The sequence below is a fragment of the Agromyces flavus genome (genome assembly GCF_900104685.1).
Lineage (GTDB): Bacteria > Actinomycetota > Actinomycetes > Actinomycetales > Microbacteriaceae > Agromyces > Agromyces flavus.
In genome coordinates this window covers 2,860,577-2,875,859 of the sequence record NZ_LT629755.1, presented here as the reverse complement: position 1 = coordinate 2,875,859, position 15,283 = coordinate 2,860,577, and the positions used below count along the sequence as shown (strand labels likewise).

Here is a 15,283-nt window from a genome sequence, read left to right as displayed (position 1 = left end):
GATTCAGCTCCTTCGTCGTTCGATCGGTGTCAGGCTGCGGCGGGCTCGTCGGAGGCGGCCTCGTCGGATCCGGGCGTGGCGCCCTCCTCGCGCAACGACCGGCCGGTCAGGGCGAGGAACACGTCGTCGAGCGTGGGCGCGCGGTGCGTCGCCGCGGTCACCTCGAGCCCGTCGGCCGCGAGCCCGCGGATCCAACGGGGGAGCGCCCGGTCGCCGTCGGGTGCCGTGACGGTCACGACCGCTCCGTGCACCTCGCCGCCGACGTGCGACGCCGCGGCAGCGGCATCCGACGCCGACCCGAATGCGAGCGTGACCCGGTCGCCGCCGAGCTGCTGCTTGAGCGCGGGCGCGGTGTCGTCGGCGATGACGCGTCCGTGGTCCATGACCATGACGCGCTCGGCGAGTTCGTCGGCCTCGTCGAGGTAGTGCGTCGTGAGGAAGATCGTCGTGCCGGTGGTCCGCCGCAGCTCGATGATGTGCTCCCACAGGTTCGCGCGGCTGTGCGGATCGAGCCCGGTGGACGGTTCGTCGAGGAACAGCAGCTCGGGCCGGTGGAGGAGGCCGAGCGCGATGTCGACGCGCCGCTTCTGCCCACCTGAGAGCGACTGCACCTGGCGGTTCGCGACCTGTCCGAGCTCGAGCGACTCGACGAGCTCGGCGGCGCGGACACGGGTCTCGCGTCGGCCCAGCCCGTAGAACGCGCCCTGCGCGTGCAGCTCGTCGCGCACCCGCTGCGAGTGGCCCCCGGAATCGCCCTGGCCGACGTAGCCGATGCGGCGCCGCACGCCGGCCGGGTCGAGGCGGATGTCGCATCCCGCGACCGTCGCCTCGCCGGCCGTGGGCGGCAGCAAGGTGGTGAGCATGCGCAGGGTGGTCGACTTGCCGGCGCCGTTCGGGCCGAGGAACGCCACGAGCTCGCCCGCCTCGACGGCGAGGTCGACGTCGCGGACCGCCTCGACGGGCTGTCCCTTCGCGCGGAACGTCTTGGTGAGGCCCCGCGCGGTGATCATCTGGTTCGTCATGTGACCAGCCTCTCGCCGCTTGCGGACAGTTCCTGTCCGCAATAGGAGGAGAATCAGCACATGGCCGCGACCACGACCCGCACGCTCGAACTGCTCTCGCTGCTGCAGAGCCACCGCCACTGGACGGCGCGCGAGCTCGTCGACCGGCTCGACGTCTCCGAGCGGACGCTCCGTCGCGACGTCGAGCGGCTCCGCGAACTCGGCTACTCGATCGAGTCGACGCGGGGTGTGGCCGGCGGATACCGGCTCGAGGCCGGCACCGGGCTGCCGCCCCTGCTGCTCACCGACGACGAGGGGGTCGCGATCGCGGTGGGCCTGCGATCCCAGGCGGCCGCCGGGCTGCGCGGCGCCGAGCACACGACCCTCAGCGCCCTCGCGAAGATCGAGCAGGTGCTGCCGCCCGCACTTCGGCGGCGCATCGAGGCGCTGCAGGCGGTCGCGACGCCGGCGGTGCCGTCGGGATGGTCCGGGCTGGGTGGGTCGGGCGCCGGCGCCGCGCCGTCCGTCGACAGCGACCTGCTCGGGCTGCTCGCGCTGTGCTGCCGCGACAGCGAGCGCGTCCGCATGCGATACACGGATGCCTCGGGCGTGCCATCCGCTCGCTCGATCGAGCCCCACCGGCTCGTGCCGCTCGGCCGGCGCTGGTACCTGCTTGCCTGGGACCGCGACCGCGACGACTGGCGCACGTTCCGCCTCGACCGGATCGCCGACGTGTTCCCCACGCGCGTGCGCTTCGCGCCGCGGCCGCTCTCCGACGAGGACGCGCTGGAGCGAGTGCAGCGGGCCGTGCGCTGGCGCGACCGGGGCATGACGGCCCGCATCGTGGTCGACCTGCCGCTCGAGGAGTTCCGGGAACGGCTCGGCTGGTGGGCCCGCGACGCCGTGGCGACCGCAGACGGCGCCGGAACCGAGTGGCCGATCGAGGGCGAGTCGGTGCAGGCGGTCGCCGCCGCACTGCTGTGGGTGCCCGAGGGCGTCGGATGCCGCATCGAGGGTTCGCCCGAACTGCTCGAGTTCCTGCGGTCGCAGTCCGCGCGCCTCGCCGCCGCGGCTGGCTCGTCACCCTGACGTCGACCGTGACACAGGGGTGGCGGTGTCGGCGGGGTGAGGTCGAATGGGGCACATGGACATCGCCTTCATCGCCGGATTCGGGCCGATCGGCACCGTCGACTCGGCGTCCCACGACTTCTGGGCGGGCGCGCTCGGCATCCCGTTCCACGAGAACGCCCCGCGCTACTTCCACACCGAGGAGGTCGAGGGCGCCAAGGCGTTCGCCATCTGGCCACTCGACCAGGCCGCCGAGGCGACCTTCGGCACGACCGAGTGGCCGGCCGACCGGCCCGTGCCGCAGGCGTGGATCGAGTTCGACGTCGCCTCGCCCGAGGCCGTCGCACCGGCGGTCGAGGAACTGCGCGCGAAGGGCCTCGAGATCCTCGTCGAGGCGCACGAGGAGCCGTGGGGACAGACCACGTCGCGGCTCATGAGTCCCGAGGGGCTGCTCGTCGGCGTGAGCTACACGCCGTGGATGCACGAGGCGGGCTGAACCTCAGTCCGCGCGCTCGAGCTGTCCGATCTGCGCACCGTCGGTACCCAGGACCGTCATGGTGTCGCCGGAGACCTCGGCGACGCTCAGCTGCGACATCCAGTCGTCGACGCCCTCGCACGCCTTCTGGGTCGACGCCACGTTCTCGAACACGACCTGGTCTGCTTCGTCGACCGACCACGTGCCGCTGAGGCTGTTGCAGCCGTCGCTGCCCGAGAGGTCGCCACCGTCCTCCAGCGTGAGGAACGGCGAATCGGTGCCCGAGGAGTCGCCCCACGTGCCGGTCGGGTCGATGTCGCCGCCGCTCACGTCGCCCTCTTCGCCGGCGCAGCCCGCGAGGGCGAACACGATGGCGAGGCCACCGACGAGCACGATTCCGTGAGGTCTGCTCATGCCCGAAGCGTAGACCCGGGTCCGCTTCGCGTCACGCCCCCGTTCTGGTCGGATCGGACGCTCGCCCTACGTCACCGGGTCGGGCCGCCCGCTGCGCGCGGCCGCCCGTGCCAGCGCGTCGCGTGCCGCCACCACCGCGGGCCGGCGCGCCGCCGCCTGCCGCGTCGACGAGAACACCTCGCGCTCGGGTTCGCCCGGCAGGGGCACGAGCTGCACGCTCGGCGCCTCGCCGGCCCACACGAGGTCGGGCAGCAGCCCGACGGCGTTGCCCGACCGGATCAGTCGGATGTGCGCCATGAGGTCGGCCGTCTCGAAGCGGACGTCGGGCTCGAAGCCCGCCTGACGGCAGAGCTGCTCGGCCCACTCGCGCGACGCGGTGCCCTCGGGCTCGAGCACCCAGGGGCGAGCGGATGCCGCGGCGAGCGTGTGCCCGGAGGACGTGGTCTCGCGACGGTGCTGCGCGCCTCCTCGGCCGCCGGCATCCGTGGCGGGCGGCAGCGCGAGCCGGATGGCGTCGCGCGCGAGCGGCACGCGATCGAGTTCGGGATGCAGCGGACGCGTGTAGCCCGGATACTGCTCGGCGACCACGAGGTCGAAGTCGCGCGCTGCGACGTCGAAGAGCGCGAGCTCGGGCTCGCGCTCGGTGATCTCGACGCGCAGCGACGGGTGCTCGGCCGCGAGGAGCGTGAGCGCCTGCGGGACGACGGCGTGCGCGGCCGACTGGAACACCGCGATGCGCACGGTGCCGCCGACCGTGGTGAGGGAGCGAGCGACATCCGCCTCGGCCTCTTCGAGCCGCTCGAGCACGGCCTGCGCGTGGCCGACGAGCACCTGCGCCTGGGGCGTGAGCTGCACGCGCCGGCCGACCTGCACGAGCAGCGGCACGCCGACCTCCTTCTCGAGCTGGCTCAGCTGCTGCGACACCGATGACGGGCTGTACGAGAGCGCCTCGGCCACCGCGGTGAGCGTGCCCCGCTGGCTGAGCTCGACGAGCAGGCGGAGTCGGCGGACATCGAGCATGGCGTGCCTCCTTCCGCGCGGCATCCGAACCCGAGAGAATGTTCGGGAAACACGAACAGTATGCATCGGATTCATTCGCTGTACTGAATGGATGGTTGGGCGCACACTGGAGGTGCCGGGCGCGCATGACCCCCGCGCGCCCTCCGAGACGAAGGACCACGCCGTCGTGACCACATCCGAACTGCTTCCCGAGACCGTGCCGAGCACCGACCACGTCGTCGCGCTCGTCGAGCGCTGGCTCGCCGAGAGCGCCCAGCACCCCGTCGACCCCGCGGCGCAGCGGCTCGCGGGCGTGCTCAAGGACCCGAACGGGCTCGCGTTCACGGTGGGCTTCGTCGACGGCGTCATGCGACCCGAAGACCTCGGCGTCGCCGGCCGCAACCTCGCCGAGGTCGCGAAGCTCACGCCGAAGTTCCTGCCCGCGCCGCTCAAGGCCGCGATCCGGCTCGGCGGTGCGATGGCACCGACGTTCCCCTGGCTCGTCATCCCGATCGCCCGCCGCGTGCTGCGCGCCATGGTCGGCCACCTCGTGCTCGACGCCACGCCCGCGAAGCTCGGTCCCGCGATCGCGAAGCTTCGCGAGTCGGGCAACCGGCTGAACCTCAACCTCCTCGGCGAGGCCGTGCTCGGTGAGCACGAGGCCGACCGCCGCCTGAAGGGCACCTACGACTTCCTCGCTCGCGACGACGTCGACTACGTCTCGATCAAGGTCTCGAGCGTCGTCAGCCAGCTCTCGATGTGGTCGTTCGACGAGGCCGTCGAGAAGGTCGTCGCGAAGCTCACCCCGCTGTACGAGCTGGCCGCCAAGGGCGCCGCCGCGGGCAAGGCCAAGTTCATCAACCTCGACATGGAGGAGTACCGCGACCTCGACCTCACGATCGCGGTCTTCAAGAAGGTCCTCGAGCAGCCGCAGCTGCAGCAGCTCGAGGCCGGCATCGTGCTGCAGACCTACCTGCCCGACGCGCTCGGCGCCATCCAGGACCTCACCGACTGGGCGCAGGCCCGCCGTGCCGCGGGCGGCGCTCCCATCAAGGTGCGCGTCGTGAAGGGCGCGAACCTCGCCATGGAGCAGGTCGACGCCGCGATCCACGACTGGCCGCTCGCGACGTACGACCGCAAGCAGGACTCCGACACGAACTACAAGCGCGTCCTGCACTGGTCGATGACGCCCGAGCGCATCGACGCCGTGAAGCTCGGCGTCGCGGGCCACAACCTGTTCGACGTCGCCCACGCGTGGCTCACCGCCAAGGAGCGCGGCGTCGAGGACGGCGTCGAGTTCGAGATGCTGCTCGGCATGGCGACGGGGCAGGCCGCGGCCGTGCGCGGCGACGTCGGCCGTCTCCTGCTCTACACGCCGGTCGTGAACCCGTCCGAGTTCGACGTCGCGATCGCGTACCTCATCCGCCGCCTGGAGGAGAACGCGAGCCAGGACAACTTCATGTCGGCAGTGTTCGAGCTCTCCGAGAACCGAGCGCTGTTCGAGCGCGAGCGAGACCGCTACCTGCGCTCGCTCGCCGCGCTCGAGGCCGAGACGTCCGGGGCGGATGTCGCGGCACCGGGCCCGAACCGCACGCAGAACCGCCGCACGGAGTGGACCGAGCCCGGCACCGCCGGAGCCTCCTCGCCCGTCGCCGCCCCCGCGCCGGGGGAGGAGCACGAGGGATCGCTCACCAGCGTCGTGCTGGGCATCACGCGCGGCTCGGCGCTCGACGGCGAGCTGATGGATGACGCGGCCGCCGCGGCATCCGGCCTCACCGGCCCCGGCGTCACGCCCGGCTTCCGCAACGAGCCCGACACCGACCCCGCGCTCGCCGCGAACCGCGACTGGGGCCGTCGCATCCTCGAGCGCGTGCCCGGCTCGACGCTCGGAATCGACACCCTGAAGGCGAACCGCATCGAGACCGTCGACGAGCTCGAGCAGCTCATGACGGCGGTCGTCGCGCGCGGCACCGAGTGGGGCGCGCTGTCGGGCGACGAGCGCGCCGCCGTGCTGCACCGCGCCGGCCTCGCGCTCGCCGCGAACCGCGACCGCCTCATCGAGGTCATGGCCGTCGAGACCGGGAAGACCATCGCCGAGGCGGACCCCGAGATCAGCGAGGCGATCGACTTCGCCCACTACTACGCCGAGCGGGCCCGCGAGCTCGACCGAGTCCAGGGCGCGCGCTTCGTCCCGTCGAAGCTCACCGTCGTGACGCCGCCGTGGAACTTCCCGGTCGCGATCCCCGCCGGCGGCGTGCTCGCCGCGCTCGCCGCGGGCTCGGGCGTGATCATCAAGCCCGCGAAGCTCTCGCAGCGCTCTGGCGCGATCATGGTCGAGGCGCTGTGGGAGGCGGGCATCCCGAAGGACCTGCTCGCGCTCGTCGACCTCGGCTCGCGTGACCTGGGTACGAAGCTCGTCTCCGACGAGAAGGTCGACCGCGTCATCCTCACCGGAGCGTACGAGACAGCCGAGCTGTTCCGGTCGTTCCGCCAGGACCTGCCGCTGCTCGCCGAGACCAGCGGCAAGAACGCCATCATCGTGACGCCGTCGGCCGACCTCGACCTCGCGGCATCCGATGTCGTCAAGAGCGCGTTCGGCCACGCCGGCCAGAAGTGCTCCGCCGCGTCCCTCGTGATCCTCGTCGGCTCGGTCGCGAAGTCCGAGCGGTTCCGTCGCCAGCTGGTGGATGCCGCGACGTCACTGCGTGTGGGCTGGCCCGAGCACCCCTCGAGCCAGATGGGACCGATCGTCGAGCCCGCCGACGGCAAGCTGCTGCACGCGCTCACGACGCTCGGCGCCGACGAGGAGTGGCTCGTCGAGCCGCGGCAGCTCGACTCGACCGGCCGGCTCTGGTCGCCCGGCATCCGCGCGAACGTGAAGCCCGGCTCGTACTTCCACCTCACCGAGTTCTTCGGCCCGGTGCTGGGCGTCATGCACGCGAAGGACCTCGACGAGGCCATCCGCTTCCAGAACGCGGTCGACTACGGCCTCACCGCGGGCCTGCACTCGCTCGACTCCGACGAGCTCGCGACCTGGCTGGCGAACGTCGAGGCCGGCAACCTGTACGTCAACCGCGGCATCACGGGCGCGATCGTGCAGCGCCAGCCGTTCGGCGGCTGGAAGCGCTCGGCGGTCGGCGCCGGCGCGAAGGCCGGCGGCCCGAACTACCTGTTCGGCCTCGGCGACTGGGAGCCCGTGCACGACGAGCCGAGCCGCTCGCTGCACCTGCGCGGCCTCGAGCAGCGCGTCACCGAGCTCATCGAGGCGTCGCAGCCGTCGCTCGACTACGAGTCGTTCGAGGTGCTCCGCCGCTCCGCGCTGTCGGACGAGGTCGCGTGGGCCGAGGAGTACGGCACGGTCAAGGACGTCTCGGGCCTCGGCGTCGAGCGCAACCTGTTCCGCTACCTCCCGACGGCGGTCACCATCCGCGTCGGCGAGGACGCGACGCTCGCCGACGGCCTCCGGGTCATCGCGGCCGGCCTGCTCGCCAAGTCGAAGCTGTCGGTCTCGACCGCGCACGAGCTGCCGAAGGGCGTCCGCGCCCTGCTCGCCGCGCGCGAGATCCGCGTGGTGCGAGAGGGCGATGCCGGGTGGCTCGACCGCGCGCGCAAGGGGGAGATCACCGGTCGCGTCCGCCTCGTCGGCGGTTCCGCCTCGGCGCTCGCCGAGGCGACGGGCGGCACGCCCGACCTCGCCGTGTGGTCGCACCCGGTCACCCCGTCGGGCCGCGTGGAGCTGCTGCCGTTCCTGCACGAGCAGGCGGTGTCGATCACCAACCACCGCTTCGGCAACCCGACGACGATCTCCGAGGGCGTCATCTAGGGCCGACGGGTCATCGGATGCCACGAGGGGCGGTCGCGTGAGCGGCCGCCCTTCTCGTCCGCGCCCCCTGGGCCATCCGTAGCGGGCGACCGTTTCCCATCGGCTCATGTGAAGCGCGCCTCACATGAGGCCGCGCTGGCACGAGCACGTAGACGACCTCGCCACGCGTGCCAGACGACGCTCAGGAGATGGGCGCCGGGCGACGGGGCCAGGGTGCCCACATCCCGCCGGGCGGCAGCGCCGCGAGCGCGGCGGCGACCGCCTCGCGCGGCAGGTCGTCGGCCCGCGCAGAGCCCGACTGGCTGCCGACGCCCGGCACCGACAACGAGAACGCCACGCCATGCCCGCTCGACGGAACGACCTGTTCGCGATAGCCGCCGTCCACCACGGCCTGCACGTGCCACTCCAGCTCGTCGGCGAGGTACTCCACGCCCTCATCGCACGCGTCGCATCCACATACAGGGAAGAGGAAGTCGTGCAGCGCTCCGGCGTGCAGGATCACCGACGGGAACGAGGTGAAGACGAACGTGAGCGGCGCGGCCGCGGCATCCGCCGGGGTGAGCCGAATGGCCCGAACGACATCGTCGCGAGGATGGATCAGGTCCGATGCCGCGCCGAGGTCGTCATCGACTCCGACCGCGTAGTGCTCGACGAGGTGGGCGATGAGCGCCTCTGCAACGTCGTGCAGCGGGAGGAATCGATCGAGGTGGCTCGTCCGCGAGTACGACTCGGGCGTCGGATCGCCGCCGTCCCACCGACGGCCGTACGGGATGGGCGCGCCATCCTCGTCGTGGAAGACCGGCGACTCGATCGGCGGTCGGAGATAGCCGTCCATGCGTCAGCCGATCGGGTGCTCGACGATGTGGAACTCGCCCTCGGTCGGGTCCTGGTCGGTCATCGATCCTCCTGCGGGTGCGGGATGCCCCCAGTATCGCCCCGGCGGACGGCCCGACCATAGGCTCGTGCCATGTCCGTGCACGCACCGATCGTCACGCTGACCATGAACCCGGCACTCGACGTGTCGAGCACCATCGACCGCGTCGTTCCCGAGCACAAGATGCGCTGCGGGCCGAGCCGGTTCGACCCCGGCGGGGGCGGGGTCAACGTGAGCCGCGCCATCCGGAACCTCGGCGGCCACTCGGTCGCGATCTACCCGCTCGGCGGGCCGACGGGGCAGGCGTATCGCGGGTTCCTCGAACACGCGGGAATCGTCGGCCGCGTCGTCACCATCGCGGGCGCCACCCGCGAGAGCTTCACGGTCGACGAGACCTCGACGGGTGAGCAGTACCGGTTCGTGCTGCAGGGTCCGACGCTGCGGGAGCCGGAGTGGCGCGCGTGCATGTCGGTCGTCGGCGACCACCTGCCGGTCGGCGGGTTCCTCGTCGCGAGCGGCAGCCTGCCGCCGGGCGTGCCCGTCGACTTCTACGCGCGACTGGCGCGCATCGCCGCCGAGCACGACGTGAAGGTCGTGGTGGATGCCTCGGGGCCTGCGCTCATGGCGGCACTCGACGAGGGCGTCTACCTCATCAAGCCGAGCCGCGACGAGCTCGCGGGGCTGATCGGCGCCGACGCCGACCTCGGGCTCGACGAGCAGGTCGACGCCGCACGCGCGATCGTCGCAGCCGGGCGGTCGGCGGTGGTCGCGTTGACGCTCGGGGGTGCCGGGGCGGTCCTCGTCACCGCCGACGAGGTGCTGCGCCTGCCCACGCCGCGGGTCGAGGTCGCCAGCGCGGTCGGCGCGGGTGACGCGTTCCTCGCCGCCCTCGTGCTGCGGCTCGCGGAGGGGCGGTCGCTCGCCGACGCGTTCCGGACGGCAGTGGCCGCCGGGAGCGCGACCGCGATGCTGCCCGCGACCGAGCTGTGCCGTGCCGAGGACGTGGAGGGGCTGGAAGCGCAGCTCTCGTCCTGATCGGGGGAGACCGAACGCTTGCCGCGCGCGCCGAGGATGCGCTAGACACGGAGGCGGACCGCCGGGTCCGGGACTGTTCGTCATTCGGGGGAACCGAGCAGGGGGTCGATGGATGTCGACGACGGCCGATCAGCAGCAGACCACGTCCAAGCTGAGCCTCCCTGCGCTGACCGGCATGGTGGTCGGCTCGATGGTCGGCGCGGGTGTGTTCCAGCTTCCCGCACGCTTCGCCGGCGAGACGGGCGTGTACGGCGCCCTCATCGCCTGGTCGATCGCGGGACTCGGCATGCTCACCTTGGCGCTCGTCTTCCAGACGCTCGCCGTGCGCAAGCCCGAGCTCGACAACGGCGTCTACGTCTACGCGCGCGAGGGCTTCGGCCTGTACCCCGGCTTCCTCTCCGCGGTCGGCTTCTGGGCGTCGGCGTGCGCTGGGAACGCGTTCTACTGGGTCCTCATCATGACGACCCTGTCGCAGCTCTTCCCCGGGCTGGAGCCCGTCCTCGGGCAGGGCGACACGTGGCCGGCGTTCTTCATCTCCGTCGCGGCCGTCTGGGGATTCTTCCTCCTGATCCGACGCGGGGTGAAGGAGGCCGCCGGCATCAACTTCGTCGTGACCGTCGCGAAGCTCGTCCCACTCGCGCTCTTCCTGGTCCTCGTGATCTTCTTCCTCGACTGGGACGTCTTCGTCGGCAACCTGAGCGGCGGTGCCGACGTTCCCGGCGGCGACTCGCTGTTCCTGCAGGTGCAGGGCACGATGCTCATCACGGTGTTCGTCTTCCTCGGCATCGAGGGAGCGAGCGTGTACTCGCGGCACGCGCGCAAGCGCGAGGATGTCGGAAAGGCGACCGTGCTGGGGTTCCTGTCGGTCCTCGCGCTGTTCGCGTCCATCTCGATCCTCTCGTACGGCATCCTCCCCAAGGACGAGATCGCTGCCCTGCCGCAACCCTCGGTCGGCGGTGTGCTCGAGGCGGCGGTCGGCCCGTGGGGCGGGGTCCTCATCCGCATCGGCCTCATCATCTCGGTGCTCGGGGCCTACCTCGCGTGGCAGCTCCTCGCCGCCGACGTCGTCTTCGCGGCCGCACGCGACAACGACCTGCCGCGTCGGTTCGCGCGCCTCAACGCACGCGACGTCCCGGAACAGGCGGTGCTCTGGACCTCGATCCTGGTCACCGTCATCCTCTTCGCCGTGCAGTTCGTGAGCGATGCGCTCGACTTCACGCTCGATCTCACGGCGGCGCTCGCGCTCGCCCCGTACGCGCTCGCGAGCGCGTACGCGGTGAAGATCGCGGTGCAGGGCGACGGGTACGCCGGAACAGAGCCCGGCCGACGCACTCGCGAGCTCGTCATCGCGGCGATCTCGACGCTGTACACGCTCTTCCTCGTGTGGGCGGCCGGGTACGTCTTCCTGTTCCTCGCGTGCATCCTGCTCGCCCCGGCGACCGTCCTCTACATCATGGCGCGGCGGCAGCAGGGCGCCCGGGTGTTCACGCGGACCGGGCTCGTGATCTTCATCGTCGTCGTGGCCTTTGCGGTCGTCGGCGTCGTCCTGCTCGCCACGGGAACCGTGCAGATCTGACCAGCGTCGACCGCGTCGACGGCGCGGCAGAAGGGAGCCTCCCATGGGTGACATCGCGTACGGAGTCCACTCCGAGGTCGGCCGGCTGAACAAGGTGCTCGTGTGCCGGCCCGGCCTCGGCCACGAGCGCCTCACGCCGAGCAACAGCGACGCGCTGTTGTTCGACGACGTGCTGTGGGTGCAGAACGCGCAGCGCGACCACGCCGACTTCGTCCGGAAGCTCCAGGACCGCGGCGTCGAGGTCGTGGAGCTCCACGACCTCCTGGCCGAGACCCTCGCCGTGCCCGGAGCCCGGGCGTGGCTGCTCGATCGCAAGATCACTGCGAACGAGGTCGGCAGCGGACTGGTGCACGACACCCGGGCGTTCCTCGACACGCTCGATCACGCCGCGCTGGTCGAGCACCTCATCGGAGGACTCTCGACGCGCGACCTCCCGACCGAGTTCCGCTCGGGCCACCTGGCGCTCGTCCGCGAGTCCGCCGGCGTCACCGAGTACCTCATGCCGCCGCTGCCCAACACGATCTACACGCGCGACACGACGTGCTGGATCTACGGCGGCCTCACGCTGAACCCGCTCTACTGGCCCGCGCGGCACGACGAGACCCTCCTGATGAAGTCGATCTACGAGTTCCACCCGGACTACACGGGCAACACGATCTGGTGGGGCGACCCCGAGCTCGACTGGGGCCAGGCCACGCTCGAGGGCGGCGACGTCATGCCGGTCGGCAACGGCGTGGTGCTCATCGGGATGAGCGAACGGACGTCCCGCCACGCGATCACCCAGCTGTCCGAGCGGCTCTTCGCGGCGGGCGCGGCCGAGCGGGTGGTCGTCGCGGGCATGCCGAAGCTGCGCGCGGCGATGCACCTCGACACGGTGTTCACCTTCGCCGACCGCGACCTCGTCACCTACTACCCCGACATCGTCGACGGCATCAGCACGTTCTCGCTCCGTGCCGCGGACGCCGGTGGAGTGGAGGTCACCGAGGAGAAGGCCGCGTTCATCGACGTGGTCGCCGAGTCGCTGGGCCTCCCGCGGCTGAGGGCGGTCGAACCCGGCGGCGGATGGTACGCGGGCGAGCGCCAGCAATGGGACAGCGGCAACAACGCGGTGGCCGTCGAGCCGGGCGTCGTCTTCACCTACGACCGGAACACCTACACCAACGAGCTGCTCAGGAACGCCGGCGTCGAGGTGATCGAGATCGTCGGCGCCGAGCTCGGTCGCGGGCGTGGCGGCGGCCACTGCATGACGTGCCCGATCTCCCGGGACCCGGTGGACTACTAGCCCCGTCGAGCCGATCGACTCAGGCGCGCCCGCGGTTGCGACGGCGGATGGGTCGGGGCGCGCGCCCGCCCACGAAGGAACGCCCGGCATCGACGAGGAACCCGTTCCGCAGCGCCTCGCGGCCGACCAGCATGCGGAACCCCATCTCGTCGCGATTGGTGAGCGTCACCTCGGCGGTCACCGCGCGACCGAGCAGCACGACGTCCATGAGCACGACCAGCCGCTCCTGCGTATGCCCCGTCGAGCTGCGGATGACGCGGCGATCGTGCACCGGAAGCTCGACGGTCGCCGCGTCGATGTCGGTGTCCTGCCAGGGGTGGATGCCGAACCGCACCCACGACGAGCCGTCCCGCTCGAACTCCTCGACGTCGAACGCGTGGAGCGCCGACGAGCGGGCACCGGTGTCGAGCTTGGCCTTGATCCAGTCGATCTCGGCCTGGGGGAGACGCACCCATTCGCGCCATCCGGCGATGGTGCTTGAATGGGTGGGCTCTGTCATCCGAACCATCTTCGCAGGGACTCTCGAATGAAACTCGCGATCCTGTCGCGCGCCCCCCAGGCCTACTCGACCCAGCGTCTCCGTGCTGCAGCGCAGCAGCGCGGCCACGACGTCAAGGTCCTGAACACCCTCCGCTTCGGCATCGACCTCTCGGGTCCCGAACCCGACCTCCAGTACCGTGGTCGCCCGCTGTCCGACTACGACGCCGTCCTGCCGCGCATCGGCAACTCGATCACGTACTTCGGCACGGCCGTGGTGCGCCAGTTCGAGCAGATGGACGTCTACACGCCGAACACCGCGAACGGCATCACGAACGCGCGCGACAAGCTCCGCGCGACGCAGATCCTCTCGCGGCACGGCATCGGCATGCCCGCCACGACGTTCGTGCGCAACCGCGCCGACCTGCGCCCGGCGATCGAGCGCGTCGGCGGGGCGCCCGTCGTGATCAAGCTGCTCGAGGGCACGCAGGGCATCGGCGTCATCCTCGCGCCAGAGGTCAAGGTCGCCGAGGCGATCATCGAAACGCTGCACTCGACCAAGCAGAACGTGCTGATCCAGCGCTTCATCGGCGAGAGCCGCGGCCGCGACATCCGTGCCCTCGTCGTCGGCGACCGCGTGGTCGCGGCGATGCGGCGCGTCGCGAGCGGCGACGAGTTCCGCTCGAACGTGCACCGCGGCGGCACCGTCGAGCCCGTCGCGCTGTCGGCCGAGTACGAGCAGGCGGCCGTGCGATCGGCGCAGATCATGGGACTCAAGGTCGCGGGCGTCGACATGCTCGAGGGCAACGAGGGGCCGCTCGTGATGGAGGTGAACTCGTCGCCGGGCCTGCAGGGCATCGAGACGGCGACGAACCTGGATGTCGCGGGCGCCATCATCGACTACATCGCCAACCAGGTCGCCTTCCCCGAGATCGATGTGCGCCAACGTCTCACGGTGTCGACCGGGTACGGCGTCGCCGAGCTGCTCGTCCACGGTGCCGCCGACCTCGTCGGCAAGACGCTCGGCGACTCGGGGCTGTGGGACCGCGACATCACCGTGCTCACGCTGCACCGCGGCACGAGCGTCATCCCGAATCCGCGCAAGGGCGTCGTGCTCGAGGCCGAGGACCGCCTGCTCTGCTTCGGCAAGCTCGAGGAGATGCGCTCGATGATCCCCGAGCGCCGCCGCCGGCGGCAGAAGGTGCGCCGGCTGCCGAAGGAGCCGATCCCGGCCCCGGTCGAGGTCGCCGGCTAGCGTCGCCGCGCTGGTCTCTGCGAGTCAGCGGGCGCCGAGTGCCCGCTCGACGGCCTGCACCGCGGCATCCGTCGGCACCGACAACCTCGCGACCGCGTCGGCGTACGCGGATGCCGCGGCCTGCAGCGCCTGCTCGACGGGGTCGCCGGTCGCGCGCACGAACGTGCCGTTCCGGCCTCGGCCCTCGACGACCCCGTCGGCCTCGAGCTCGCGGTACGCCCGGGCGACCGTGTTGACCGCGAGCCCGAGCTCTTCGGCGAGCGCTCGGACGGTCGGCAGCTTGGCGCCGGCGGCGAGCCGACCGTCGCGGACGGCGTCGACGACCTGCATGCGCAGCTGCTCGTACGGCGGCGTCGTGGAGCCGGCCTCGACGGTGAAGCGCATGGCGTGCCCGACCGCGATCAATCGCGGTTGCGGTTGACGAGGCGCGAGAGCACGATCGCGCTGCGCGTGTGGTCGACGTTCGGCGCGATGCGCACGCGTTCGAGCGCGTCCTCGAGCGAGGTGATGTCGCGGGCCCGCATGTGCACGATCGCGTCGGCGCTGCCCGTCACGGTTCCGGCGTACACCACCTCGGGGACGCCCTGCAGGATGCGCTGCAACTCGTCGGGCGCCACCGTGCCGCGGCAGAACAGCTCGACGTAGGCCTCCGTGCTCATGCCGTCGACGGCCGGATCGACCTGGATGGTGAACGCCTTGATGACCCCGTCGGCGACGAGCTTGTCGACGCGCCGCTTCACCGCCGACGCGGACAACCCCACCGAGGAGCCGATATCGCCGTACCCGGCGCGCGCGTTCTGTCGGAGCAGGTCGAGGATGGCCCGGTCCAGGTTGTCCATGCGCCGAGTGTACGACCGATCGTTGCGTCGCGGTACGCAAGGACGCCGCTTTCCTGCGTGCCGTTGCGCATCCGTGATGGTTCGCGCGTTGGGCCAGAGCGTGAAGCCGGGCGGGACGAGGCATCCGTTCGCGTTGGGCGCAACGCAACCCCTCCGAAACCGTTC

Annotated in this window: 14 protein-coding genes; 7 read left to right on the top strand and 7 right to left on the bottom strand. The window is 71.5% G+C overall.

Annotation, left to right across the window (positions count from 1 at the left end; translation table 11 throughout):
- Positions 1–29: 29 nt before the first annotated feature.
- Entirely contained in the window at positions 30–1,022 is a 993-nt protein-coding gene (locus tag BLT99_RS13595; protein WP_197675499.1) for an ATP-binding cassette domain-containing protein, read from the bottom strand.
- A gap of 60 nt (positions 1,023–1,082) precedes the next feature.
- Here BLT99_RS13595 and BLT99_RS13590 point away from each other — a divergent pair, with 60 nt between their 5' ends.
- Entirely contained in the window at positions 1,083–2,090 is a 1,008-nt protein-coding gene (locus tag BLT99_RS13590; protein WP_092673517.1) for a helix-turn-helix transcriptional regulator, read from the top strand.
- 55 nt (positions 2,091–2,145) lie between these two features.
- Positions 2,146–2,565: a VOC family protein gene (locus BLT99_RS13585; RefSeq protein ID WP_092673514.1), complete on the top strand. Its 420-nt coding sequence runs from the start codon at positions 2,146–2,148 to the stop codon at positions 2,563–2,565.
- A 3-nt stretch (positions 2,566–2,568) separates the two neighbouring features.
- On the opposite strand, the gene BLT99_RS13580 is transcribed toward BLT99_RS13585, so the two are convergent.
- Together BLT99_RS13580 and BLT99_RS13575 are read right to left on the bottom strand one after the other, a co-directional pair.
- Complete coding sequence (locus BLT99_RS13580; RefSeq protein ID WP_092673510.1) at positions 2,569–2,958, bottom strand: META domain-containing protein; 390 nt, start codon at positions 2,956–2,958, stop codon at positions 2,569–2,571.
- 66 nt (positions 2,959–3,024) lie between these two features.
- The gene (locus BLT99_RS13575) at positions 3,025–3,978 is read right to left on the bottom strand and encodes a LysR family transcriptional regulator (RefSeq protein WP_092673507.1); all 954 of its coding nucleotides are present in this window, start codon (positions 3,976–3,978) and stop codon (positions 3,025–3,027) included.
- A 91-nt stretch (positions 3,979–4,069) separates the two neighbouring features.
- Between BLT99_RS13575 and BLT99_RS13570 the strand changes: the two genes are divergently transcribed.
- Positions 4,070–7,780, top strand: a complete 3,711-nt coding sequence (locus BLT99_RS13570; RefSeq protein ID WP_092673504.1) for a bifunctional proline dehydrogenase/L-glutamate gamma-semialdehyde dehydrogenase — start codon at positions 4,070–4,072, stop codon at positions 7,778–7,780.
- Positions 7,781–7,961: 181 nt separating this feature from the next.
- On the opposite strand, the gene BLT99_RS13565 is transcribed toward BLT99_RS13570, so the two are convergent.
- Complete coding sequence (locus BLT99_RS13565) at positions 7,962–8,615, bottom strand: DUF6226 family protein (protein WP_092673501.1); 654 nt, start codon at positions 8,613–8,615, stop codon at positions 7,962–7,964.
- Positions 8,616–8,747: 132 nt separating this feature from the next.
- Here BLT99_RS13565 and BLT99_RS13560 point away from each other — a divergent pair, with 132 nt between their 5' ends.
- From BLT99_RS13560 to BLT99_RS13550, 3 genes are all read left to right on the top strand, one after another.
- Positions 8,748–9,689 carry a 1-phosphofructokinase family hexose kinase gene (locus BLT99_RS13560; protein WP_092673498.1) on the top strand — a complete coding sequence of 314 codons (942 nt, stop codon included), beginning with the start codon at positions 8,748–8,750 and terminating at the stop codon, positions 9,687–9,689.
- A 112-nt stretch (positions 9,690–9,801) separates the two neighbouring features.
- Positions 9,802–11,265: a basic amino acid/polyamine antiporter gene (locus tag BLT99_RS13555; RefSeq protein ID WP_092673495.1), complete on the top strand. Its 1,464-nt coding sequence runs from the start codon at positions 9,802–9,804 to the stop codon at positions 11,263–11,265.
- Between the two features lie 43 nt (positions 11,266–11,308).
- Positions 11,309–12,547 carry an arginine deiminase gene (locus BLT99_RS13550; RefSeq protein WP_092673492.1) on the top strand — a complete coding sequence of 413 codons (1,239 nt, stop codon included), beginning with the start codon at positions 11,309–11,311 and terminating at the stop codon, positions 12,545–12,547.
- Between the two features lie 19 nt (positions 12,548–12,566).
- Here BLT99_RS13550 and BLT99_RS13545 read toward each other — a convergent pair whose 3' ends face one another.
- On the bottom strand, positions 12,567–13,046 hold the full coding sequence (locus tag BLT99_RS13545) for an ATP-dependent zinc protease family protein (protein ID WP_092676366.1): 480 nt from the start codon (positions 13,044–13,046) through the stop codon (positions 12,567–12,569).
- A 27-nt stretch (positions 13,047–13,073) separates the two neighbouring features.
- Between BLT99_RS13545 and BLT99_RS13540 the strand changes: the two genes are divergently transcribed.
- A complete protein-coding gene (locus BLT99_RS13540) occupies positions 13,074–14,279 on the top strand; it encodes a RimK family alpha-L-glutamate ligase (protein WP_092673489.1) in 1,206 nt (401 codons plus the stop codon).
- Between the two features lie 24 nt (positions 14,280–14,303).
- Here BLT99_RS13540 and BLT99_RS13535 read toward each other — a convergent pair whose 3' ends face one another.
- Positions 14,304–14,663, bottom strand: a complete 360-nt coding sequence (locus BLT99_RS13535; protein ID WP_092676362.1) for a GntR family transcriptional regulator — start codon at positions 14,661–14,663, stop codon at positions 14,304–14,306.
- 17 nt (positions 14,664–14,680) lie between these two features.
- On the bottom strand, positions 14,681–15,118 hold the full coding sequence (locus tag BLT99_RS13530; protein ID WP_092673486.1) for an Lrp/AsnC family transcriptional regulator: 438 nt from the start codon (positions 15,116–15,118) through the stop codon (positions 14,681–14,683).
- Positions 15,119–15,283: the final 165 nt, after the last annotated feature.

Bases quoted from the DNA above. Each gene is read 5' to 3' on its own strand.
- BLT99_RS13595 (WP_197675499.1), bottom strand. From the start codon at position 1,022: ATGACGAACCAGATGATCACCGCGCGGGGCCTCACCAAGACGTTCCGC.
- BLT99_RS13590 (WP_092673517.1), top strand. From the start codon at position 1,083: ATGGCCGCGACCACGACCCGCACGCTCGAACTGCTCTCGCTGCTGCAG.
- BLT99_RS13585 (WP_092673514.1), top strand. From the start codon at position 2,146: ATGGACATCGCCTTCATCGCCGGATTCGGGCCGATCGGCACCGTCGAC.
- BLT99_RS13580 (WP_092673510.1), bottom strand. From the start codon at position 2,958: ATGAGCAGACCTCACGGAATCGTGCTCGTCGGTGGCCTCGCCATCGTG.
- BLT99_RS13575 (WP_092673507.1), bottom strand. From the start codon at position 3,978: ATGCTCGATGTCCGCCGACTCCGCCTGCTCGTCGAGCTCAGCCAGCGG.
- BLT99_RS13570 (WP_092673504.1), top strand. From the start codon at position 4,070: ATGGTTGGGCGCACACTGGAGGTGCCGGGCGCGCATGACCCCCGCGCG.
- BLT99_RS13565 (WP_092673501.1), bottom strand. From the start codon at position 8,615: ATGGACGGCTATCTCCGACCGCCGATCGAGTCGCCGGTCTTCCACGAC.
- BLT99_RS13560 (WP_092673498.1), top strand. From the start codon at position 8,748: ATGTCCGTGCACGCACCGATCGTCACGCTGACCATGAACCCGGCACTC.
- BLT99_RS13555 (WP_092673495.1), top strand. From the start codon at position 9,802: ATGTCGACGACGGCCGATCAGCAGCAGACCACGTCCAAGCTGAGCCTC.
- BLT99_RS13550 (WP_092673492.1), top strand. From the start codon at position 11,309: ATGGGTGACATCGCGTACGGAGTCCACTCCGAGGTCGGCCGGCTGAAC.
- BLT99_RS13545 (WP_092676366.1), bottom strand. From the start codon at position 13,046: ATGACAGAGCCCACCCATTCAAGCACCATCGCCGGATGGCGCGAATGG.
- BLT99_RS13540 (WP_092673489.1), top strand. From the start codon at position 13,074: ATGAAACTCGCGATCCTGTCGCGCGCCCCCCAGGCCTACTCGACCCAG.
- BLT99_RS13535 (WP_092676362.1), bottom strand. From the start codon at position 14,663: ATGCGCTTCACCGTCGAGGCCGGCTCCACGACGCCGCCGTACGAGCAG.
- BLT99_RS13530 (WP_092673486.1), bottom strand. From the start codon at position 15,118: ATGGACAACCTGGACCGGGCCATCCTCGACCTGCTCCGACAGAACGCG.